The 21,297-nt window shown below is 65.0% G+C and carries 18 protein-coding genes and 2 pseudogenes; 18 read left to right on the plus strand and 2 right to left on the minus strand.

The window, feature by feature from the left end; all coding sequences use genetic code 11:
- The first annotated feature begins 9 nt into the window (after window positions 1-9).
- The 9 genes and pseudogenes from EJ071_RS07940 to EJ071_RS07985 all read left to right on the plus strand — a co-directional run bounded on the left by EJ071_RS07940 (window position 10) and on the right by EJ071_RS07985 (window position 9,435).
- Window positions 10-1,344 carry a murein hydrolase activator EnvC gene (locus EJ071_RS07940; RefSeq protein WP_126097390.1) on the plus strand — a complete coding sequence of 445 codons (1,335 nt, stop codon included), beginning with the start codon at window positions 10-12 and terminating at the stop codon, window positions 1,342-1,344.
- 1 nt (window position 1,345) lies between these two features.
- A complete protein-coding gene (locus EJ071_RS07945) occupies window positions 1,346-2,677 on the plus strand; it encodes a S41 family peptidase (protein ID WP_189521424.1) in 1,332 nt (443 codons plus the stop codon).
- Window positions 2,678-2,854: 177 nt separating this feature from the next.
- On the plus strand, window positions 2,855-4,054 hold the full coding sequence (locus EJ071_RS07950) for a divergent polysaccharide deacetylase family protein (protein WP_126097391.1): 1,200 nt from the start codon (window positions 2,855-2,857) through the stop codon (window positions 4,052-4,054).
- A 136-nt stretch (window positions 4,055-4,190) separates the two neighbouring features.
- Window positions 4,191-4,699, plus strand: a pseudogene (locus tag EJ071_RS07955) (RNA pyrophosphohydrolase).
- A 391-nt stretch (window positions 4,700-5,090) separates the two neighbouring features.
- Entirely contained in the window at window positions 5,091-6,233 is a 1,143-nt protein-coding gene (gene alr / locus EJ071_RS07965) for an alanine racemase (RefSeq protein WP_126097393.1), read from the plus strand.
- Window positions 6,234-6,508: 275 nt separating this feature from the next.
- The gene (gene rnk / locus EJ071_RS07970) at window positions 6,509-6,928 is read left to right on the plus strand and encodes a nucleoside diphosphate kinase regulator (protein WP_126097394.1); all 420 of its coding nucleotides are present in this window, start codon (window positions 6,509-6,511) and stop codon (window positions 6,926-6,928) included.
- Window positions 6,925-7,452: a nucleoside-diphosphate kinase gene (locus tag EJ071_RS07975; RefSeq protein WP_126097395.1), complete on the plus strand. Its 528-nt coding sequence runs from the start codon at window positions 6,925-6,927 to the stop codon at window positions 7,450-7,452. Before rnk ends, EJ071_RS07975 begins: the two co-directional genes overlap by 4 nt.
- A 21-nt stretch (window positions 7,453-7,473) precedes the next feature.
- Window positions 7,474-8,733 carry a D-amino acid dehydrogenase gene (locus EJ071_RS07980; RefSeq protein WP_126097396.1) on the plus strand — a complete coding sequence of 420 codons (1,260 nt, stop codon included), beginning with the start codon at window positions 7,474-7,476 and terminating at the stop codon, window positions 8,731-8,733.
- Window positions 8,734-8,862: 129 nt separating this feature from the next.
- Window positions 8,863-9,435: a hypothetical protein gene (locus tag EJ071_RS07985; protein ID WP_126097397.1), complete on the plus strand. Its 573-nt coding sequence runs from the start codon at window positions 8,863-8,865 to the stop codon at window positions 9,433-9,435.
- A gap of 7 nt (window positions 9,436-9,442) precedes the next feature.
- Here the strand turns inward: EJ071_RS07985 and EJ071_RS07990 are convergent, their stop codons facing one another.
- The gene (locus EJ071_RS07990; RefSeq protein WP_126097398.1) at window positions 9,443-10,324 is read right to left on the minus strand and encodes a LysR family transcriptional regulator; all 882 of its coding nucleotides are present in this window, start codon (window positions 10,322-10,324) and stop codon (window positions 9,443-9,445) included.
- Between the two features lie 373 nt (window positions 10,325-10,697).
- On the opposite strand from EJ071_RS07990, the gene EJ071_RS08000 reads away from it, so the two are divergent.
- The 3 genes from EJ071_RS08000 (at window position 10,698) to EJ071_RS08010 (ending at window position 13,263) form a co-directional block, all read left to right on the plus strand.
- The gene (locus tag EJ071_RS08000; RefSeq protein WP_126097399.1) at window positions 10,698-12,194 is read left to right on the plus strand and encodes a CoA-acylating methylmalonate-semialdehyde dehydrogenase; all 1,497 of its coding nucleotides are present in this window, start codon (window positions 10,698-10,700) and stop codon (window positions 12,192-12,194) included.
- 189 nt (window positions 12,195-12,383) lie between these two features.
- Complete coding sequence (locus EJ071_RS08005) at window positions 12,384-12,689, plus strand: hypothetical protein (RefSeq protein WP_126097400.1); 306 nt, start codon at window positions 12,384-12,386, stop codon at window positions 12,687-12,689.
- Window positions 12,690-12,945: 256 nt separating this feature from the next.
- Window positions 12,946-13,263, plus strand: a complete 318-nt coding sequence (locus EJ071_RS08010) for a hypothetical protein (protein WP_189521425.1) — start codon at window positions 12,946-12,948, stop codon at window positions 13,261-13,263.
- 89 nt (window positions 13,264-13,352) lie between these two features.
- On the opposite strand, the gene EJ071_RS08015 is transcribed toward EJ071_RS08010, so the two are convergent.
- Window positions 13,353-14,012, minus strand: a complete 660-nt coding sequence (locus tag EJ071_RS08015; RefSeq protein ID WP_126102505.1) for a GntR family transcriptional regulator — start codon at window positions 14,010-14,012, stop codon at window positions 13,353-13,355.
- 111 nt (window positions 14,013-14,123) lie between these two features.
- On the opposite strand from EJ071_RS08015, the gene EJ071_RS08020 reads away from it, so the two are divergent.
- The 6 genes and pseudogenes from EJ071_RS08020 to EJ071_RS08050 form a co-directional block, all read left to right on the plus strand.
- Window positions 14,124-15,017, plus strand: coding sequence for a dihydrodipicolinate synthase family protein (locus tag EJ071_RS08020; RefSeq protein ID WP_126097401.1), 894 nt, complete (start codon window positions 14,124-14,126; stop codon window positions 15,015-15,017).
- A 190-nt stretch (window positions 15,018-15,207) separates the two neighbouring features.
- Window positions 15,208-16,455 (plus strand): FAD-binding oxidoreductase, encoded by a 1,248-nt coding sequence (locus EJ071_RS08030; RefSeq protein ID WP_189521426.1) that lies wholly within the window; start codon window positions 15,208-15,210, stop codon window positions 16,453-16,455.
- A 32-nt stretch (window positions 16,456-16,487) separates the two neighbouring features.
- Window positions 16,488-17,489 carry a 4-hydroxyproline epimerase gene (locus EJ071_RS08035; protein WP_126097402.1) on the plus strand — a complete coding sequence of 334 codons (1,002 nt, stop codon included), beginning with the start codon at window positions 16,488-16,490 and terminating at the stop codon, window positions 17,487-17,489.
- Between the two features lie 336 nt (window positions 17,490-17,825).
- Window positions 17,826-18,728 carry a branched-chain amino acid ABC transporter permease LivH gene (locus tag EJ071_RS08040; RefSeq protein ID WP_126097403.1) on the plus strand — a complete coding sequence of 301 codons (903 nt, stop codon included), beginning with the start codon at window positions 17,826-17,828 and terminating at the stop codon, window positions 18,726-18,728.
- A 5-nt stretch (window positions 18,729-18,733) separates the two neighbouring features.
- The gene (gene livM, locus EJ071_RS08045) at window positions 18,734-20,128 is read left to right on the plus strand and encodes a high-affinity branched-chain amino acid ABC transporter permease LivM (protein WP_126097404.1); all 1,395 of its coding nucleotides are present in this window, start codon (window positions 18,734-18,736) and stop codon (window positions 20,126-20,128) included.
- Window positions 20,128-21,270: pseudogene (locus EJ071_RS08050) on the plus strand (ABC transporter ATP-binding protein); the annotation flags it as partial. The gene livM and the pseudogene EJ071_RS08050, both read left to right, overlap by 1 nt.
- Window positions 21,271-21,297: the final 27 nt, after the last annotated feature.

The following is a 21,297-nucleotide window of genomic DNA, read 5'->3' on the forward strand; positions in this document are numbered from 1 at the left end:
CGAGGCCTGATGTCTGAAGGCTGGAATTCGAGAATGCGTGCCTGGCGCAGCCGCTGCGGCTTGACACTTGTCGCCGCGCTGATTGCGCTCGGGCCGGCCCAGGCGGTGGAAAACACGCTCGATCGCGCGCCCGATCCCGACCAGAGCCGGGCCGAATACGAGCAGGTTTCCAAGGAAATCACCTTGTCGTCCGAGCGGCTTGCCAAGCTTGCCGCCGACGTCGCGACGGTCAAGAAGGACCATGCCTCGATCAGCGCGGCGCTCATCCAGTCGGCCATGACCGCGCAGAAGCTCGGCCAGGACATCGAGGACATCGGCGCCAAGCTGGAAGGGCTGAAGGCGGAGGAAGAGAAGCTGCACGCCTCGCTCGTCGCGCGCCGCGACGTGCTCGCCGAAGTGCTTGGCGCTTTGCAGCGCATGGGGCTCAACCCGCCGCCGGCGATCCTGGTCAAGCCGGAGGACGCGCTGTCGTCGGTGCGCAGCGCCATCCTGCTCGGCGCCGTGGTGCCGGAATTGCGCCAGCAGACCGACAGGCTGCTCGCCGATCTCAAGGAACAGACCCGGGTGACCGCCTCGATCGAGGCCGAACGGGGGCGGCTCACCGCTGCCGTCACCGAGCAGACGGCGGAGAAGAAGCGGTTGACCATGCTGCTCGAGGCTAAGCGGAAGCTGCAGGCCGATACCGAAGCGGCACTCGCGGCCGAGCAGCAGCGCTCGCAGCAGCTGGCGGCCAAGGCCAGCAGCCTGAAGGACCTCATCGCCTCGCTCGAGGCCGACAAGGCGCGCAAGGCGGCCGAGCAGGCCAGCGCGGCCGAGCGGAAATCGGCGGATGGCGACAGAACGGCCTCCATGACCGAACCGGCCGCGCTGCCGGTGCCGGAGGGCAACCGTTTGACCGCTTCCGCCCCGTTCGCGGCGCTGCAGGGCCAGATCGCGCTGCCGGTCATCGGCAAGATCAAAAGGCGGTTCGGAACGGACGACGGCAATGGCGCCATGATGCAGGGTGACATGGTTGCGACACAATCGGGGGCCATCGTCACCGCGCCGGCGGACGGAAACGTGCTTTATGCGGGGCCGTTTCGCTCCTATGGTCAACTCTTGATCCTCAATGCCGGCGACGGGTATCATGTCGTCCTGGCGGGGATGAGCAGAATCAGCGTCGCGACCGGACAGTCGGTGCTCGCAGGAGAACCGGTCGGCGCGATGGGAGAGGCCCGGGTGGCGAGCACTTCGGCCTCGCAGAATGGAAATGCGACGCCGGAACTCTATGTTGAGTTCCGCAAGGATGGAAAACCCGTCGATCCGGCACCCTGGTGGGCGGACCGATTTTCTGGAAGGACGTGAAATGATGCGGAAATTGTCGCTTCTGTTTGCCGGCGCGCTGATGGGCGCATCGGCAATGAGCCTGGTCTACGGCGCACCCGGCTCGGCGGCGAATGCTGCGGGCTCCGAGACCTACAAGCAGCTGGCGATCTTCGGTGACATCTTCGAGCGCGTGCGCGCGCAATATGTGACGCCGCCGGACGACAAGTCGCTGGTCGAGAACGCCATCAACGGCATGCTCGCCTCGCTCGATCCGCACTCCTCCTACATGAACGCCGAGCAGGCGCAGGATATGCGCGTGCAGACCAAGGGCGAGTTCGGCGGCCTCGGCATCGAGGTCACCATGGAGAACGACCTGGTCAAGGTGATCACGCCGATCGACGACACGCCGGCCGCCAAGGCGGGCGTGCTTGCCGGCGACTATATCGCCAAGATCGACGGCGAAGAGGTGCGCGGCCTCACCCTCAACGACGCGGTCGAGAAGATGCGCGGCCCGGTCAACACGCCGATCAAGCTCACCATCCTGCGCCAGGGCGCCGACAAGCCGATCGAGCTGACGGTCGTGCGCGACATCATCAAGGTCAAGGCGGTCAAGTTCCGGGTCGAGAACGACGTCGGCTACATGAAGATCACCTCCTTCACCGAGAAGACCTACGACGATCTCGAGAACGCCATCGAGAACATCAAGAAGCAGGTGCCGAACGACAAGCTGAAGGGCTATGTGCTCGACCTGCGCCTCAATCCGGGCGGCCTGCTCGACCAGGCGGTCAGCGTGTCGGACGCCTTCCTGAAGCGCGGCGAGATCGTTTCGACCCGCGGCCGCGACCCGAAGGACGTCACCCGCTTCGACGCCAAGCCGAAGCAGAACGACGACATCGGCGGCAAGCCGCTGATCGTGCTGGTCAATGGCGGCTCGGCGAGCGCGTCCGAGATCGTCGCCGGCGCGCTGCAGGATCTGCGCCGCGCCACGGTGGTGGGCTCGCAGTCCTTCGGCAAGGGCTCGGTGCAGACCATCATCCCGCTCGGCGAGAATGGCGCGCTCAGGCTCACCACGGCGCTCTATTACACGCCGTCGGGCAAGTCGATCCAGGGCAAGGGCATCACGCCCGACATCAAGGTCGAGCAGCCGCTGCCGCCGGACCTGCAGGGCAGGGACCTGACCCGCGGCGAATCCGACCTCAAGGGCCACATCAAGGGTGCCGACGAGGGTGCAACCGGCTCGGGCTCGGCCGCCTATGTGCCGCCGGAGCCGAAGGACGACCTGCAGCTGATCTATGCCGAACAGCTGCTGCGTGGCCAAAAGACCGATCCGGCCTTCCCGCCGAACCCGGACAAGGCTGTGCTGAACCAGTAAAGGCGGGATTGACCGGAGCATATCGCTCTGGCCGACCGACCGAAGCGATGCGATGCTGCCGGGACCGCGAGGTTCCGGCAGTTTGATTCGGGGATGAGGCGCCGGGGCGCCGAGGGTTGAATTCGCTCGTGAGCGCTGACAATGCGGTCAGCCGCGCCACGGGCTTGGGGATGCGGCTTGGCTGACATCGGCAAGGATATCGAACGCCCGCTCGGACAGACGCTCCGGCCTCAGCGCCTTGCTTGGCGCGGCATCAGCGCCGGCACGCTTGGCGCGGCGGTCGCCATCCTCGCCGTGGTCGGCATTTCCGGTGCGATCGCATTGCGTGAAAAACCTTTCCGCAAGCCGGAAGAGATGGCCGTTTCGACGCCGAAGGTGACCGTGGCGCCAGCGCCAGCTCCGGCGCCGGCGCCGGCATCAGCATCGGCTGAAACGGCGCGGGCGAATCCCAATGCGAGCACGCCGATGAAGAGCGGCGGCCCGCAGATCATCCATGTCCAGACCGAAGACGGCGACGGTCCACCCAAAGCCGGGATCGTCATCCGCGACCCCTCCGCGCTCGGGCAGAATCTGAAGGTCGCGCATCTTCCGGACAGGGCGCTGATCGAGGCCAGCGAGGGCGGTCCGCTGCCGGTCCGCTCCGCCGACGGCAGGCGGCCGTTCGACGTCTATGCCCGGCCATGGTCGGGCGCGCGCGGCGCGCGCGTGGCGATCGTCATCGGCGGGCTCTCCGTCTCGCAGACCGGGACGCAGGCGGCGATCGCCAAACTGCCGCCCGAGGTGACGCTGGCGTTTGCCCCGCAGGGCAACAGCATCGACCGCTGGATGAAGGTGGCGCGGCAGAGCGGGCATGAGATCGTCATGCAGGTACCGCTTGAGCCGTTCGACTATCCGAACGTCAATCCGGGGCGCAACACGCTGACGGTCTCGGCAAGCCCGGACGAGAATCTGAAGAGCCTGCACTGGGCGCTGTCCAGGACGACCAATTATACCGGCGTCATGAACTATATGGGCGCGCGCTTCTCGGCCGACGCAAACGCGATGGGTCCGTTCATGGCCGAGCTCGGCAAGCGAGGGCTTGCCTATGTCGACGACGGCTCGTCCGCGCGAAGCCTGGCGCCCGAACTCGCGCTGAAGGACGGCGTGCCGTTCGTCGCCGGCGACATGGCGATCGACGCGGTGCAGGATCGCGGCGAAATCCTCAAGAAGCTGGACAGTCTGGAAGCCACGGCGCGGGCCAAGGGCAGTGCCGTCGGCATCGGCTCGGCTTTCGACATCACCGTCGACACGGTCACGTCCTGGGTCGCCGAGGCGAAGAAGCGCGGCATCGAGATCGTGCCGATTTCCGCTGTCGCCATCGACCCGCAGAAAGGCTAGAGCGGTTCACCGTTTCATGGAAACGAAGAACCGCTCTATCTGTTTGTTTTCAACGCAATTCCGGACGGAAAACCGTTTCGCACTTTTCCTGGAATTGCTCTAATCATCGGTCTCTCGCCGATACCGCAATCCAGGAATGTCCAAGAAAATGATCGATCCCGAGACGCTGCCCTCGTCGGACTGATGATCTTGAACAGCGCCGGCCTGGTCTGGGTCGGACACCGCATCGCCGAGCCGGACAGCGAGTTTTCCGGCACCACGAAACTCTGGCAGATGCCGCAGGGCGGCATCGACAAGGGCGAGGAGCCGCTTAACGCGGCGGAGCGGGAGCTTTACGAGGAAACCGGCATGCGCAGCGTGTCGCTGCTTGCCGAGGCGCCGCACTGGATCAACTACGACCTGCCGCCGCATCTGGTCGGCGTCGCCTTCAAGGGGCGCTATCGCGGCCAGACGCAAAAATGGTTCGCCTATCGCTTCGAGGGCGACGAGAGCGAGATTGAGATCAACCCGCCGCCGGGCGGCCACAAGGCCGAATTCGATCAATGGGCGTGGCGGCCGATGCAGGAGCTGCCGGACCTCATCGTGCCGTTCAAGCGCAAGGTCTACGAACAGGTGGTGGCGGCCTTTCGGCATCTGGTTGGCTAGAAGCGTGGGCAGGCGTGCTTCCAACCAAATTCGGATAGCGAAGAGGTTGGCACCATAGTCGAGATCATGCTTTGTTGAGATGTGCCGCAGCCAAAGAGGCAAACATGAACGACGCGCGGCAAGCGCACTTTAGCGGAGCGTCGGCGCTGCCCCTCATCGCCCTGCCGGGCACTTCTCCCAGTATAGTGACGGGGAGAAGGGGCTGGCCGCAGCCTCGGCGCCGTTCTTGCGACGTTGGTGACTGGCGAAATCGGCATCGACAGCGCCCCTCTCCCCGTCACTATACGGGCAGAGGATGCCGGCAGGCAGGTAAGGGGCAGCGCTGGGGTCGGCAAGCACGCGTCTCCGCAACAAGTGCAAAACAGTCTTCTTTTCCGGCGCGATTGCCTCGATGAGCGACGCCAGAGCCCCTTTGCCGCAAACGCCTGCCGCCGGTAGCTCGATGCCTAGCGAGGCAGCCGCCGGCGCGATCCTGACCATCGATCTCGGCGCCATCCGCGAGAATTACCGGCGGCTCAAAGCAAGGCTGGCGGGTGTGCGCTGCGCCGGCGTGCTCAAGGCCGACGGCTATGGTCTCGGCGCCGCGCAAGCGGCCTCGGCGCTGATCAAGGAAGGTTGCGACGTCTTCTTCGTCGCGCTGCTCGGCGAGGGCATCGCGCTGCGCAAGGTGCTTGGGCCAGGGCCTGACATCTTTGTCCTCAACGGGCTGCCGCCGGGCTCGGAATCGGAAGCGCTCGCGGCCGGGCTTCATCCCGTCATCAACAGCGCGGCTCAGCTGAAAGCGTGGCGCGAAGCGGCGCGAGCCGCCGGTCGAACGCTGCCGGCCGCCATCCAGGTCGACAGCGGCATGTCGCGGCTCGGCATGCCGCCGGCCGAAGTCGAGGCGCTCGCGAAGGATGCCTTCGACGGCATCGACATTAGGTTCGTGATGAGCCATCTCGCCTGCGCCGACGAGCCGCGCAATCCCGCCAACGAAGTGCAGCGGCTGGCGTTCGAACGGCTGCGCGCAATGCTGCCCGAGGCCCCGGCGTCGCTCGCCAATTCGTCGGGCATCTTTCTCGGATCGTCCTACCACTATGATCTCGCCCGGCCGGGCGCCGCGCTCTACGGCATCAATCCGACGCCGGGCGAGGCCAACCCCATGCTGCCGGTGGTACGGCTGCAGGCGAAGGTGGCGCAGACGCGAGAGGTCGAAGACGGCGCCGGCATCGGCTACGGCCATACCTATCATGCGCGGGGACCGCTCAGGCTGGCGACGATCTCGTTCGGCTATGCCGATGGCTGGCACCGGCGCGCCGCCTCGGCCGCCTGGTTCGAGGGCGTGCGCCTGCCTTTCGTCGGGCGGATATCGATGGATTCGATCATCCTCGACATTTCAGCGCTTCCGGCCGGCGGGCTGGGCGAGGGCGATCTCGTCGAGCTCATCGGCCCGTCGCAAAGCCTCGACGACGTGGCCGGCCATGCCGGCACCATCGGCTACGAGGTGCTTACCAGCCTGGGTGCGCGCTTTCACCGCCGCTATGTCGGGATCTGAGAGCTACTGCCTTGCTTGACAAGCCGGTGCTTCTCGGCAAGGCTCGGAACATGAGCAACCTCGCCCATAGCAGAACCTTCTTCAGGGTTTGCCCCATCGCGGGAGCGTAGCCCCGGCGCGGCCGCTTTGGCGGCCGCCGAGCCGGGGGCATTTGAATTCCTGACATCGTCATCGAGCCAGCCAGCCCCCTTGCGGCTACCGGCTCTTGTCCGCCGCCTTTGAACGGCGGCCGTCCGCGCATTCGTTCGTCGATGCGCCAGTCCATGAGGTTCGCCATGCATGCAACAACCCAATCGCGCCCCGGAAACCAGATCGTCGTCAGCGATGCGGATCACGACCGTTTGAGCGGCCTTGCCAGAGCCTTTCTCGAGCGCGCGCCTGAGATGGCCGAGGACCTGCTCGCCGAAATGGATCGCGCCAGGATCGCCGCCGAATCCGCCATGCCCGCCGACGTGGTGCGGATGGGCTCGACGGTGACGCTTCACGACGACGAAGGAAGCGTCCAGTGCGTCACCCTGGTCTACCCCGCCGAGGCCGACATCGCCGAGAAACGCATCTCGGTGCTGACGCCGCTCGGAACGGCGCTGATCGGCGCCCGTACCGGCCGGACGGTCTCCTGGCGAAGCCGCGACAGCCGGGTCCTTTCGGCAACCATTCATGCCGTCGAGCAAACGTCGTCGCGGAGAGCGCCATGACCCGGACCATGTATTGTCTCACAGCGAAGGATTTCGCGGTTCTCGAAGCGATGCTGATGCGCCGGCGCGCCTTTGCCGACGCGAGCGTGCCGATGCTCGAACGCAAGCTCGCCGAGAGCAGCATTGTCCCGGTCGGCATGATCGAGCCCGACGTGGCCACGCTGAACAGCCGGGTGATCTTCCGCGTCGATAATGGTCCAGTGGAGACGCGGACACTGGTGCTGGGCGACGCATCCGCTCCCGTCGGATCCAGCCTGCCGGTCGGCACCTGGCGCGGTCTCTGCCTGCTTGGCATGAGGACAGGTCAGTCGGCACTGATAAAGCGCCCCGACGGCAGCGGTGAGAGCATCCTTCTCGAGGATGTGGCCTACCAGCCGGAAGCCGCTCGGCGTGCAGCGCGGAACGTGGCGGCCGGACGGCGACCCCATGGCCTCAGGCTGGTCCACAGCGCCACAAGGCCCCTTGGCGGGGCCGGCAAAATCCGGCAGACAGAAGGCGACGATCCAGGCCCCTCGGCGGCATGATCGGCTTTGAGGGAGCATTAAATGAAAGTCCTGGTGCTGGGCGGCGGCGTGATCGGGATCACCACCGCCTACTTCCTTGCCGAGGCCGGCCATGAAGTCACGGTGATCGACCGGCAGCAAGGTGCTGCGCTGGAGACCAGCTTCGCCAATGCCGGCGAAGTGTCGCCGGGCTACGCCTCGCCATGGGCCGGGCCCGGTATCCCGGTGAAAGCCGTCAAATGGCTCTTGATGAAATACGGTCCGCTGGTGGTGCGCCCCGCCTTCGATCCGCATATGTGGACGTGGCTCATCAAGATGCTGCGCAACTGCACGGCCGAGCGCTATGCGCTGAACAAGTCGCGCATGGTGCCGGTCGCAGAATACAGCCGCGACACGCTGAAGGCGCTGCGTGCCGCGACAGGCATCACCTATGACGAGCGGTCCAAGGGCACGCTGCAGCTCTTCCGCAAGCAGAAGCAGCTCGACGGCACGGGCGGCGACGTCGAGGTGCTGAAGAAGTACGGCGTTCCCTACGAGATCCTCGATCGGGACGGCTGCATCGCGGCGGAGCCGGCGCTTGCCGGCGTGCGCGAAAAATTTGTCGGCGGCCTGAGACTCCCCGGCGACGAGACCGGCGACTGCAAGATGTTCACCGAGAAGCTCGCCGAGCTTTGCGCGGCGCGCGGCGTCACTTTCGAATACGGCACGACCATCCGGCGCGTCGTCAGGAACCGCAACCGCGTCGTCAATGTCGGCACCGACAAGGGCTGGCGGACGGCGGACGCCTATGTGATGGCGCTGGGCAGCTATTCGGCGCCTTTCATGCGCAAGCTGAAGCGGCCGATCCCGGTCTATCCGGTCAAGGGATATTCCATTACCGTGCCGATCACGAATGCCGAGGCGGCGCCGGTGTCGACCGTCATGGACGAGACCTACAAGGTGGCGATCACCAGGCTCGGCGATCGCATCCGCGTCGGCGGCACCGCTGAGATTTCGGGCTTCGATCTCCGCCTGCATGAATCGCGCCGCCGCACGCTCGAGCATTCCGTCGGCGACCTTTATCCGGGCGGCGGCGACCTCAAGGCGGCGACCTTCTGGTGCGGCTTGCGGCCGATGACGCCGGACGGGCCGCCGCTGGTCGGCCAGAGCGAATTGTCCAATCTCTATCTCAACACCGGCCACGGCACGCTGGGCTGGACCATGGCCTGCGGCTCGGCCAAGGTGCTTTCCGACATCATGTCCAACCGGGTGCCGGAGATCAACGCGCTCGATCTCAGCCCCGACCGGTATGTCAAGGCTTGACCTAGAAGGCCGATGCGGCCGACGACATCGATCCTGACGCTGGTGCCACACTCGCCGACTTTGTGGCAAGCGCAAGGCGGCATTGCACGCCGGTTGTGCTATCGTCGGCGCGGTGGGAAGGGTAGTGCGATGCGCGCTTTTGTTTTGGCTGGGGCGGCCGGATATTTGATCTGCGCCCCGGCACTTTCGGCGGACAAGACGGTTCACGACAAGGAGCACGGTTTTTCGCTGACCTATCCGGAGGAATGGACGAGCGAAACCACGTCCGGCGATACCATGCGGCTCAAGGTCAAATCCGGCGAAAAAGGACTGACCTGCCGGGTGTCGGAAAATCTCTACGATCCGACCGCCCCCGACAATCCGCCCGATCCCAGGGTCTTTGTCGAGAAGGACTGGTCGCCGGACAGCTGGCAGACGCTGATCGGCGCGGCCTTCGGCTCGGCCAATTTCAGCAATGACAGGCTGGCGCGATTCCCGGACGGCTATCCGGTGCGGATGGCCGACATGGATTTCCGGCTGGGCGACGGCAATGCCGGGTTCTATGGGCACGCCAAGATCGCGATTTCGATCCGCAGCGACCGCTACGGCTTCGTCACCTGCGGGCTCATGGGCAACAGCGCCGAGGAAACCGCCCAGATGTGGGCGCCGCTCGCCGACGAGGCCGAGAAGGTCGTGACTTCATTCGTGCTCGATCCGCCTTGAAGCGGATCTACACGAACAACCCCTTTTCCCGCTCCACCGCCTTGGTGATGAAATTGGCGACGAGCTGGACCCGGCGCAGCGGCCTCACCGATTCGTGATAGACCAGCCAGTAGGCGCGGCGGATGGGCGCCACGATGTCGACAGGCACGAGCTCGGGCATCGAGCGGGCGACGAAGGTGTGCAGGATGCCGATGCCGGCGCCTGAGCGCACCGCTTCCGCCTGGCCGAGCGCCGAGGAGATGGCGAAGCTCGAACGCCAGTCCGGGCTGAACTCGGCGGCATAGTCGAGCGAGGGGCTGACGATGAGATCGGGCACATAGCCGATCAGCGTATGCCGGCCGAGCTCGGCCGCCGTCCTGGGCAGGCCGTTGGCATCGGCATAGGCGCGGGAGGCGAATAGGCCGAGCGTGTAGTCGACCAGCTTTCCCGCCACCAATCGCCCCTCGGTCGGCCGCTCGACGGTTATCGCGATGTCGGCCTCGCGCCGCGACAGCGAGAAGGAGCGCGGCACCGGCACCAGCTGGATGGTCAACTCGCGGTGAAGCGCGGTCAGCTCGCCGAGCCGCTTGGCCAGGAAAGCGACGCCAAAACCGTCGGGCGCGCCGATGCGCACCGTGCCGGAGACGTCGTCGCCTTCGCCGGCGATGGTCGAGCGCGCGGCGATCATGTCGCTTTCCATGCGCTCGGCGATGTCGAGGAAGCGCTCGCCGGCGGGCGTCAGCTCGCTGCCGGTGGTCAGGCGGCGGAAAAGCTTCGTGCGCAGCGCTTCCTCGAGCGCCGCGATGCGGCGCGAGACGGTGGCATGGTTGAGCTCCAGGCGCTTGGCCGCGCCGAGGATCTGTCCGGCGCGCGCCACGGCAAGGAAGATGCGCACGTCATCCCAGTTCATGGGGATGGTCCGGATTAATGGCGGGCGCCGCGTTCCCGCCCACCCCCTCTGGCCTGCCGGCCATCTCCCCCGCAAGGGGGGAGATTGGACGTCACGGCGGCTTTCGCCAATCGCCAACGTTCGAGGAGATGCGCCATCAAAGAAACTGCTAATCTCCCTCCTTGCGGGGGAGATGGCCGGCAGGCCAGAGGGGGTGTGAAGGAATGCAACGTTCAATCCCTGTAGTGTGGAAGTCGCACCCTATCATTTGCGGCAATTAATGCACGCCCAATCGCCGCTATCTATTTTTTGCACAACGGTTGCGTTTTGGCTCGCGTTGCCATCGCCGCCGCAAAGGCGGACAATGCCTCATCACCAGAAAGGGAGAGAAACCATGATCGAATACGGTCATTTCATCGGCGGCAAGCATGTCGCCGGCACCAGCGGCCGCAAGCAGGACGTCATGCAGCCGATGGACGGCTCCGTGCGCGCCACGGTGGCGCTGGCCTCGGCGCAGGAATTGCGCGCCGCGGTCGAGAACGCCAAGGCCGCGCAGCTCAAATGGGGAGCCACCAACCCGCAGCGCCGCGTGCGCGTGCTGATGAAGTTCCTCGAACTGGTCCAGCGCGACTATGAAGAACTGGCCGACATCCTGGCGCGAGAGCACGGCAAGACGATTGCCGACGCGCGCGGCGACATCCAGCGCGGCCTCGAAGTCGTCGAGGTCTGCATCGGCGCGCCGCATATGATGAAGGGCGAGTTCACCGACGGCGCCGGCCCCGGCATCGACACCTATTCGATGCGCCAGCCGCTCGGCGTCGTCGCCGGCATCACGCCGTTCAACTTCCCGGCCATGATCCCGCTTTGGAAGATCGCGCCGGCGCTCGCCTGCGGCAACGCCTTCATACTGAAGCCGTCGGAGCGCGATCCGGGCGTGCCGCTGCGCATCGCGGAGCTGTTCATCGAGGCCGGCCTGCCGGAAGGCGTGCTGAACGTCGTCAACGGCGACAAGGAAGTGGTCGACGCAATCCTCGACGATCCGGACATCAAGGCCGTAGGCTTCGTCGGCTCGACGCCGATCGCGCAGTACATCTATGCGCGCGGCTGCGCGTCCGGCAAGCGCGTGCAGTGCTTCGGCGGCGCCAAGAACCACATGATCATCATGCCCGATGCCGACATGGACCAGACGGTCGACGCCCTGATCGGCGCCGGCTACGGCTCGGCCGGCGAGCGCTGCATGGCGATCTCGGTCGCCGTGCCGGTCGGCAACGACACCGCCAACCGGCTGATGGAAAAGCTGGTGCCGCGCGTCGAAAGCTTGAAGGTCGGTCCGTCGACGGATTCTTCCGCCGATTTCGGCCCGCTGGTGACGCGCCAAGCGCTGGAGCGCGTCAAAGGCTATGTCGATCTCGGCATCAAGGAAGGCGCCAAGCTGGTCGTCGACGGCCGCGGCTTCACGATGCAGGGCTATGAGGACGGCTACTATATGGGTGGCTGCCTGTTCGACAACGTGACCGCCGACATGCGCATCTACAAGGAAGAGATTTTTGGGCCGGTGCTCTCGGTGGTGCGCGCGCCGCGTTACGAGGATGCGATCAAGCTCGCCAACGACCATGAGATGGGCAACGGCGTCGCCATCTTCACCCGCGACGGCGACGCCGCGCGCGACTTCGCCTCGCGCGTCCAGGTCGGCATGGTCGGCGTCAACGTGCCGATCCCGGTTCCGATCGCCTACTACACCTTCGGCGGCTGGAAGGCGTCGTCCTTCGGCGATCTCAACCAGCACGGCCCGGATGCGTTCCGCTTCTACACCAAGACCAAGACGGTCACCTCGCGCTGGCCGTCCGGCATCAAGGACGGCGCCGAGTTCGTCATTCCGACGATGAACTGACCAGTCGAAAGGTCGTACAGGTAGGCCCGGGCAACGCCCGGGCCTTACTGCATTTGGAAAGGACATCACGCATAGGCGATGGAACCAACAGGCTACCATTCGTCTTAAATTGCATCCCTGCCAAGATGCAGGCCAATCAAACAGCGCCGGTAGCAGCCGGGGTTCTCGTCTGGCGCGAGGAGGTGTCAGATGGCACGATTTCTTATGGCGACGACGTTCCTTGCGGCGGCTGCAGTGTTTGGCGGCGCCGTCCAGGCCAATGCGGCCGCGCAGTGCGCACCGCGCGCCGACATCATCAAGGCGCTCGGCGACCAGTTCCACGAAAGCGAAGCGGGGCGCGGACTGATCAATCCGAACGTCGTGCTCGAGATTTTTGTGTCCGACCGGGGCAGCTGGACCGTGCTTGCCTCCGACACCAAGGGGCAAAGCTGCATTCTTTCGGTGGGCGAAGGCTGGGACAGCCCTTCAATCACGGCAGCCATGCCGGGTGCCTGAACACCCAAACGGCCTGGTCGAACGCCCTGCCACGCGCTGAGCGAAGGCCGACCCAGGCGCTCCCCATAACGCCCGCTTGTTTGCAGGGTGGAGGTTCACCATATCGAATCCAGGGAGTCATGATCTCCCTGCGACAGACCGGAAACCAGAAGGAGTGACGCGATGAAGACGTCCAATCCGGCCTGGAGCGTTCCGGTACACTGAGGCGGCCGAATGTGCCTCCCTTGCCGGAATGCGAAGGCAATGGAGGTGCCCTATGGCACGCATATTTTCGTATCGATCGATCAAGCTGGCGGCTGTCGGCGCCGTGATGGCGCTGCCGGCATTCCCCGCGCGGGCGCAAGTCATCTGCGGCGGCCATGACTATCTGGTCGCGAGGCTGGCGGAGGCATTCGAGGAGAAGCGGCTCGGCTATGGCGTGGCCGGAGAAGTCGCGATCTTCGAGGTGTTTGTGTCGGCGAGCGGAACCTGGACCATCCTGATGACCGACGTTAAGGGCCAAGCCTGCATCCTGGCGGCCGGTGACGGATGGGAAGACACGCTGGCCACCGCGGTTGGGCAGCCGGGCGGCTGAATGCAATTCGCGGAAAAGCGTGCAACGGTTTTCCGTCCGGAATTGCGTAGATAATAACGGGGAGTTCGGCGAGGGCTGAACCGATCCGATCAGCGCGTCGCGGCCACCTCGGCGTGGCCGCGCAGCAGCGCCATCAGCTTCTTGGCATCCTTGGCAGCGGCTTCCTCGTCGCCGTCGAGGATCGAGCGGATCAGCGCGACATGGTGCTCGGCCGATTCGGCGAGCCCGGTATCGGCCTTGTAGCGGAACCAGAAGCGGCGGCTGTGCGTCTGCAAGGGCGCCGCCACGCGCGCCGCGAAGGGATTGTCGGCGGCGATCGCCAGCGCCTCGTCGAGTTGCTTGTCGGCCTGGATGAAGGCAAGCACGTTGCCGGAGATCACCGCCTTCTGCATGGCAAGGGCCGCCTCGTGAAACAGGTCCGCGGCCTCGCGGGTGACGAAGCGGGCGGCGGAGCGGGCGAGCACCACCTCGACGCCACGCCTTGCGTCGATGACGCGCAGCCAGTCGCCGGGGTGAAGCGGCGCGACCGCGATGCCCGCGCGGGGTCTGATGTCGAGAAGTCCTTCCCAGGCCAGCCTCTGGATCGCCTCGCGCACAGGGGTGCGCCCGAGACCCAGCCGCTCGATCAGTGCGCCTTCGGTGACGAAGCTCGCCGGCGCCAGCTCAAGGGTTACGATCATGTGCTCCAGCGCGCGATAGGCCTTGGTCGCCGCCGGTTCGAAGGTCGTGTTGGTCTCGATGGATATCAGTGGGGAGATCAATGACTGGCTCCTGATATATTTTCATATATCATAAGGGATTCAGCGTTGACAGGCCAACTCTTAATAGATATACGACTGATATATCAGATGGAGACAGCCATGTGGGCCGGAGTTTTCCCCGCAGTCACGACCAAATTCACCACCGACGACCGCCTCGATCATGCCGAGATGGAGCGCTGCTTTGGCTTGCAGATGGAGGCCGGCTGCGACGGTATCATCGTCTGCGGCTCGCTCGGCGAAGGGCCGATGCTGTCCTTCGACGAGAAGATCGAGGTGCTGAAGACAGCGCAGAGGGCCGCCGGCGGCAAGCCGGTGCTCTTAACCGTCAATGAGCCAGGCACGCGCGAGGCGGCAAGCATCGCGCGCCGCGCCGCCAAGGAAGGCGCCGACGGCCTGATGGTGGTGCCGAGCCCGATCTACCACACCGACCCGCAAGAGACGGTGGCGGCACTTCGCGCCGTCGCCGAAGCCGGCGACCTGCCGGTCATGATCTACTCCAACCGGCTCGCCTATCGCGTCGACGTCACCGTCGACCTGATGGAGGAACTGGCGTCGGACAAGCGATTCGTCGCCATCAAGGAATCGTCCGACGACATCCGCCGGTCGACCGAGATCATCAACCGCCTCGGCGACCGCTATGATCTCTTCACCGGCGTCGACAACCTCGCCTTCGAGGCGCTGTCGGTCGGCGCCATCGGCTGGGTGGCCGGCCTCGTCACCGCCTTCCCGCGCGAGACCGTCGCCATCTACCAGCTGATGAGAAAGGGCCGCCGCGAGGAGGCGCTGAAGATCTACCGCTGGTTCCGGCCTTTGCTCGACCTCGATGTCTCGACCTATCTGGTCCAAAACATCAAGCTTGCTGAAGTGCTGGCGATCGATACCAATGACCGCGTGCGCATGCCGCGCCGGCCGCTGTCGGGCGAGCGCCGCAAGGCGGTGGAAAAGATCGTCAAGGATGCGCTGGCCGTGCGGCCGGAACTGCCGGCGTTTTGAAGGTGACAATGTCGCAGACCCCCTCATCCGGCCGCTTCGCGGCCACCTTCTCCCCGAGGGGAGAAGAGGTCGCTAACGCTGGCGCCAGCCTCTTCTCCCCACCGGGGAGAAGGTGGCCCGAAGGGCCGGATGAGGGGGCCTCAATGCAAGGCGCGGAGCGAGGCGGAGACATGCGGCGCGGCATGCACCCATGACAAGCGATACTTCGATCGACATCGCCATCATCGGCGGCGGCATCATCGGCATCTGCGCTGCCACATACCTCGCCGAGGCTGGCCGCAGCGTCACCGTCTTCGACCGCACCGGCATCTGCGAGGAGACGAGCTCCGGCAACGCCGCCGCCTTTGCTTTCTCCGACGTGCTGCCGCTGGCGCATAAGGGGATGATCAGGCAGCTGCCGAAATGGCTTGCCGACCCGCTTGGGCCTTTGGCCGTTCCGCCGGCCTATCTGCCCAGCCTCCTGCCCTGGCTGATCCGCTTCTGGCGCGCCGGCGCCGCCAAGCACTACGAGGCGAGCGTCGCGGCGCAGGCAGGCATGATGAAGCTTGCAGAAGCCGAATGGATGGGCCTGCTCGACCGCTCAGGCACGAGACCGATGCTGCGCGAGGACGGCTCGCTCGAGCTCTACGAAAGCGAAGCCGAGTTCCGCGCCTCGCTGCCGGGCTGGGCGGAGCGTGAGCGCTTCGGCATCGGCTTTCGCCATGTCGAGGGCGAGGAGATGGCCAGCTTGCAGCCCGGCCTGTCACCGCGCTTCGTCAAGGGCACCTTCGTGCCGGGCTGGAAGACGGTCGCCGATCCGAAGCTGCTCGGCAAGGCGGTCTGGGCCTATGCGGAGAAGCTCGGCGCTCGGTTCGAGCATGCGCGGATCGAGCGTATCGAGGCTGGAACAAACGGCGCCACGATCATGCTCGCCGACGGCACGACGCGGAAGGCGAAGCAGCTCGTCGTCACCGCCGGCGCCTGGTCGCATCTTCTGGCCAAGAATCTCGGCGACCGCATCCCTCTGGAAACCGAGCGCGGCTACAACACGACGCTGCCGATCTCGGCCTTCGACGTGAAGCGGCAATTGATATTTTCCGGGCATGGCTTCGTCATCACGCCGCTGGAAACCGGACTGCGCGTCGGCGGCGCCGTCGAACTCGGCGGCATCGAGCGGCCGCCGAATTTCCGGCGCTCGAAGGCGATGCTGGAAAAAGCAAAACGCTTCCTGCCGGGGCTCGATCCGTCGGGCGGCCGCGAATGGATGGGTTTTCGCCCCTCGCTGCCGGATTCGCTGCCGGTCATTGGAGCCGCGCGGGCGCCGGGCGTCTTCTACGCTTTCGGCCACGGCCATCTCGGTCTCACCCAGGCGGCGGCGACCGGCCGCTTGATCCGCGATCTCGTTCTCGGGCAGAATCCGCCGCTCGATCTCACTCCATTCCGTCCGCAACGGTTCTGACACCCGCGGATTGTGATATTTTAAGGAGCATCATGGCCAAGAAATCATTCTTCTGTATCGACGGCCACACCTGCGGCAATCCGGTGCGGCTGGTCGCCGGCGGCGGGCCGTTGCTTGAAGGCGCGACGATGATGGAGCGGCGCGCGCATTTCCTCGCCGAGTATGACTGGATCCGCACCGGACTGATGTTCGAGCCGCGCGGCCATGACGTGATGTCGGGCTCGATCCTCTATCCGCCGACGCGCGAGGACTGCGACATCGCCATCCTGTTCATCGAGACCTCCGGCTGCCTGCCAATGTGCGGCCACGGAACCATCGGCACCGTCACAATGGCGATCGAGCACGGACTGGTGAAGCCGAAGACGCCGGGCGTGCTGAGGCTCGACACGCCGGCCGGCCTGGTCATCGCCGAATACAAACAGGTCGGCGAATATGTCGAGGAGGTGCGCATCACCAATGTGCCGTCCTTCCTCTACGCCGAAGGGCTGACGGTCGAATGCCCCGTGCTCGGCGAGATCAGCGTCGACGTCGCCTATGGCGGCAATTTCTACGCCATCGTCGAGCCGCAGACGAACTACCGCGACATGGGCGACTATTCGGCCGGCGATCTCATCGCCTGGAGCCCGGTGGTGCGCCAGCGCCTCAACGATAAATACTCGTTCGTGCATCCGGAGAATCCCGGCATCAACCGGCTGTCGCACATGCTGTGGACCGGCAAGCCGAGAGATGCCGAGGCCGATGCGCGCAACGCCGTCTTCTACGGCGACAAGGCGATCGACCGCTCGCCTTGCGGCACCGGCACCTCGGCGCGCATGGCGCAGCTTCACGCCAAAGGCAAGCTCAAGGCCGGGGCCAGTTTTGTCCATGAATCGATCATCGGCTCGCTGTTCAAGGGCAGGGTCGAAAAGGAGGTCAGCGTGGCCGGCAAGCCGGCGATCATCCCCTCGATCGGCGGCTGGGCGCGCATGACCGGGCTCAACACCATCTTCATCGACGACCGCGATCCGTTCGCGCACGGATTCATCGTCACATAACCGTCACGGCCTCACCTTGCGGAAGGGATTCCGCGCAAAATCGGCCACGCTCAGGGACGCAAGGAATCGTCACATCAACTTATTTTGACGGCGATTTCTTCGAAAGCGTGCGCATGCTACGGCTGAATCGTCAAAGACATTGCGTTGTGCCAATGATAGGGTCCGCGATAGTCCAGGGGCTGGGTGCGGGAAAACGGGCAATCGGGCGGCGTGCTTCCAAAACACGCCCGGCGATTGAAAAATGACGTTGCAATCCGGGCTCGAGACTTTACGACTAGGGGAAATACGAAAAGGAATGCGTCCTCGAAGGCGACATTCCAGGGGAGCCGCGTAAATATGCAGTACTTCGTCCAGCAGCTTATCAACGGGCTGACGCTGGGATCTATCTACGGCCTGATCGCGATCGGCTACACGATGGTCTACGGCATCATCGGCATGATCAATTTCGCCCATGGCGACATCTTCATGGTCGGCGCCTTCACGGCCCTCATCGTCTTCCTGATCCTCGGCGCGATGTTCTATTCGGTGCCGGTGGTGGTGGCGCTCCTGATCATGATGATCGTGGGCATGCTGCTCACCGGCCTCTACAACTGGACGATCGAGAAGGTGGCCTACCGGCCGCTGCGCGGCTCGTTCCGGCTGGCGCCGCTGATCACCGCCATCGGCATGTCGATCGCGCTGTCCAACTTCGTGCAGGTCACGCAAGGCCCGCGCAACAAGCCGATCCCGCCGCTGGTCAGCCAAGTCTACACGATCGACGGCATCAGCGTCTCGCTGAAGCAGATCATCATCGTGCTGGTGACCGCAGCGCTGCTGGTAATCTTCTGGTATCTCGTCAACAGGACGGCGCTGGGGCGGGCGCAGCGCGCCTGCGAGCAGGACCGCAAGATGGCGGCGCTGCTTGGCATCGACGTCGACCGCACTATATCGATCACCTTCATCATGGGCGCAGCGCTTGCCGCTGTCGCCGGCACGCTGTTCCTGATGTATTACGGCGTGGTGGTGTTCTCCGACGGCTTCGTGCCGGGCGTGAAGGCCTTCACGGCGGCGGTGCTTGGCGGCATCGGCTCGCTGCCGGGCGCGGTGCTCGGCGGGCTTTTGATCGGCTTCATCGAGAGCATGTGGTCGGCCTATTTCTCGATCGACTACAAGGACGTTGCAGCCTTCTCGATCCTGGCGATCGTGCTCATCTTCCTGCCCTCCGGCATCCTGGGCCGGCCTGAAGTCGAAAAGGTCTGATCCTCATGGCCGTTACCGTGTCTCCGGAGCGCGACGTCGTCGTCCCTCCCATCCAGCGCGCTTTCCGCGAGGCGCTCTATGCGGGTGCCATCGCGCTCGGCCTGTTCGTGCTGTTCATCGGTCTGAGGACCGACCAGAACATCTCCAACGAACTCATCCTTGTGCAGCGCTGGGGCCTGCTAGCCCTGGTGGTCATCGCCACCGCCGTCGGCCGCTTCCTCTATGTCGGATATGCGCAGCCGGCGATAGAGCGGGCCAAGGCGGAAAAGGCCAAGGCGCCCGCAGCCATCGCGGCCGAACCGGGCTTTGTGCGGCGCAACTTCAACAAGATTGGCGTCGCGGTGCTGATCGCCTATCCAGTCGTGATGGTCTTGGCGTTCGGCTTTCAGGGCTCGCTGAAATGGGTCGACAATTTCGGCATCCAGATCCTGATCTATGTGATGCTGGCCTGGGGCCTCAACATCGTCGTCGGGCTGGCCGGCCTGCTCGACCTCGGTTACGTTGCCTTCTATGCGGTCGGCGCCTATGCCTATGCGCTGCTCGGCACGCATTTCGGCCTGTCGTTCTGGATCCTGCTGCCCGCCGCCGGCGCCATGGCCGCCTTCTGGGGCGTCATGCTCGGCTTCCCGGTGCTGCGGCTGCGCGGCGACTATCTGGCGATCGTGACGCTCGCCTTTGGCGAGATCATCCGGCTGGTGATCATCAACTGGCGCGAGGTCACCAACGGCTCGGCCGGGGTTTCCGGCATTCCGAAGGTGTCGTTCTTCGGCCTGATGTCGTTCAACGTCTCGGACCCGAATTATATCGCCAAGGTGCTGCACATCGCCCAGTCGGGCGCCTACTATAAAATCTTCCTCTACTACCTGATCCTGGGCCTGTGCTTCTTCACCGCATTCGTCACCATCAGGCTTCGCCGGTTGCCCGTCGGCCGCGCCTGGGAAGCGCTCCGCGAGGACGAGATCGCCTGCCGCTCGCTCGGCATCAACACCACCACCACCAAGCTGACGGCATTCGCCACCGGCGCCATGTTCGGCGGCTTCGCCGGCTCGTTCTTCGCCGCCCGACAGGGCTTCGTCAGCCCTGAATCTTTCGTCTTCCTGGAATCGGCGATCATCCTTGCCATCGTTGTGCTCGGCGGCATGGGTTCGCTGGGCGGCATCGCGGTGGCGGCGCTGGTGATGATCGGCGGCACCGAGATCCTGCGCGAGCTCGGCTTCCTCAAGGCGGTGTTCGGCCCCGATTTTACACCGGAACTCTATCGAATGCTGCTGTTCGGCATGGCCATGGTCATCGTCATGCTGTGGAAGCCGCGCGGCTTCGTCGGCAGCCGTGAACCGACCGCCTTCCTCAAGGAACGAAGAGCGGTCTCAGGCTCCTTCACCAAGGAGGGCCACGGCTGATGGACGTGCAAGCTTCCCAGAGCGATTTCATTCTGCAGGTCGAGCATCTGTCGATGAAGTTCGGCGGCCTGGTCGCCATCGGCGACTTGTCCTTCCAGGCCAGGCGCGGCGAGATCACCGCGCTGATCGGGCCGAACGGCGCCGGCAAGACGACGGTGTTCAACTGCATAACCGGCTTCTACAAGCCCACCGAGGGCATGATCACGCTCAACAAGCGCGACGGCTCGACCTATCTGCTCGAGCGCCTGCCCAACCACGAGATCCCGGCGCGCGCCAATGTGGCGCGCACCTTCCAGAACATCCGCCTGTTCTCGGGCATGACGCTGCTCGAGAACCTTTTGGTCGCCCAGCACAACAAGCTGATGAAGGCCTCGGGCTACACCTTCCTCGGCCTGTTCGGCTTCCCGAGCTACCGCCAGGCATCGGCCGAATCGATCGAGCTTGCCAGGCACTGGCTGGAGAAGGCGGACCTCGTCGACCGCGCCGACGATCCGGCCGGCGACCTGCCCTACGGCGCGCAGCGGCGGCTGGAGATCGCCCGCGCCATGTGCACCGGACCGGAGCTGCTTTGCCTCGACGAGCCGGCCGCCGGCCTCAACCCGAAAGAATCGGCTTCGCTCAACCAGCTCTTGAACGACATCAAGAACAACACCGGCACGTCGATCCTCTTGATCGAGCACGACATGTCGGTGGTCATGCAGATCTCCGACCATGTCGTGGTGCTGGAATACGGCCGCAAGATCTCCGACGGCAATCCGCAATCGGTGCGGACCGATCCGCGCGTCATCGCCGCCTATCTCGGCGTCGACGACGAGGAGGTCGAAACCGTGCTCACCGAAGTCGGCGACGAGGATGTGATCGAACAGCTAGATACCGGCCCCGACTCTGCCCATGGTCCGGGCAATTCCGCTTCGATGATGGCGGGGCCGGTTTCCGATAGTGTCGAACATGCGGATGAGGGCGAGCGGGTCACGGTGTCGAAAGGCGCCTCGAAGGCGGCTCAGGTCGATGCGCGCGCCGCATCAGTCGCCAGCAAGCCCACCGCAGCAGCCAAGCCGGCCGCGAAGCGGAGCACTGCGAAAGCAGCGCCGAAGAAAATGGCCGCCAAGGCTCCGGCCGCCAAGGCTCCGGCCGCGAAAGCCGGCGGCGCTTCGAAGGGCAAGGAAGCT

This window comes from Mesorhizobium sp. M1B.F.Ca.ET.045.04.1.1 (genome assembly GCF_003952465.1).
Lineage (GTDB): Bacteria > Pseudomonadota > Alphaproteobacteria > Rhizobiales > Rhizobiaceae > Mesorhizobium > Mesorhizobium shonense.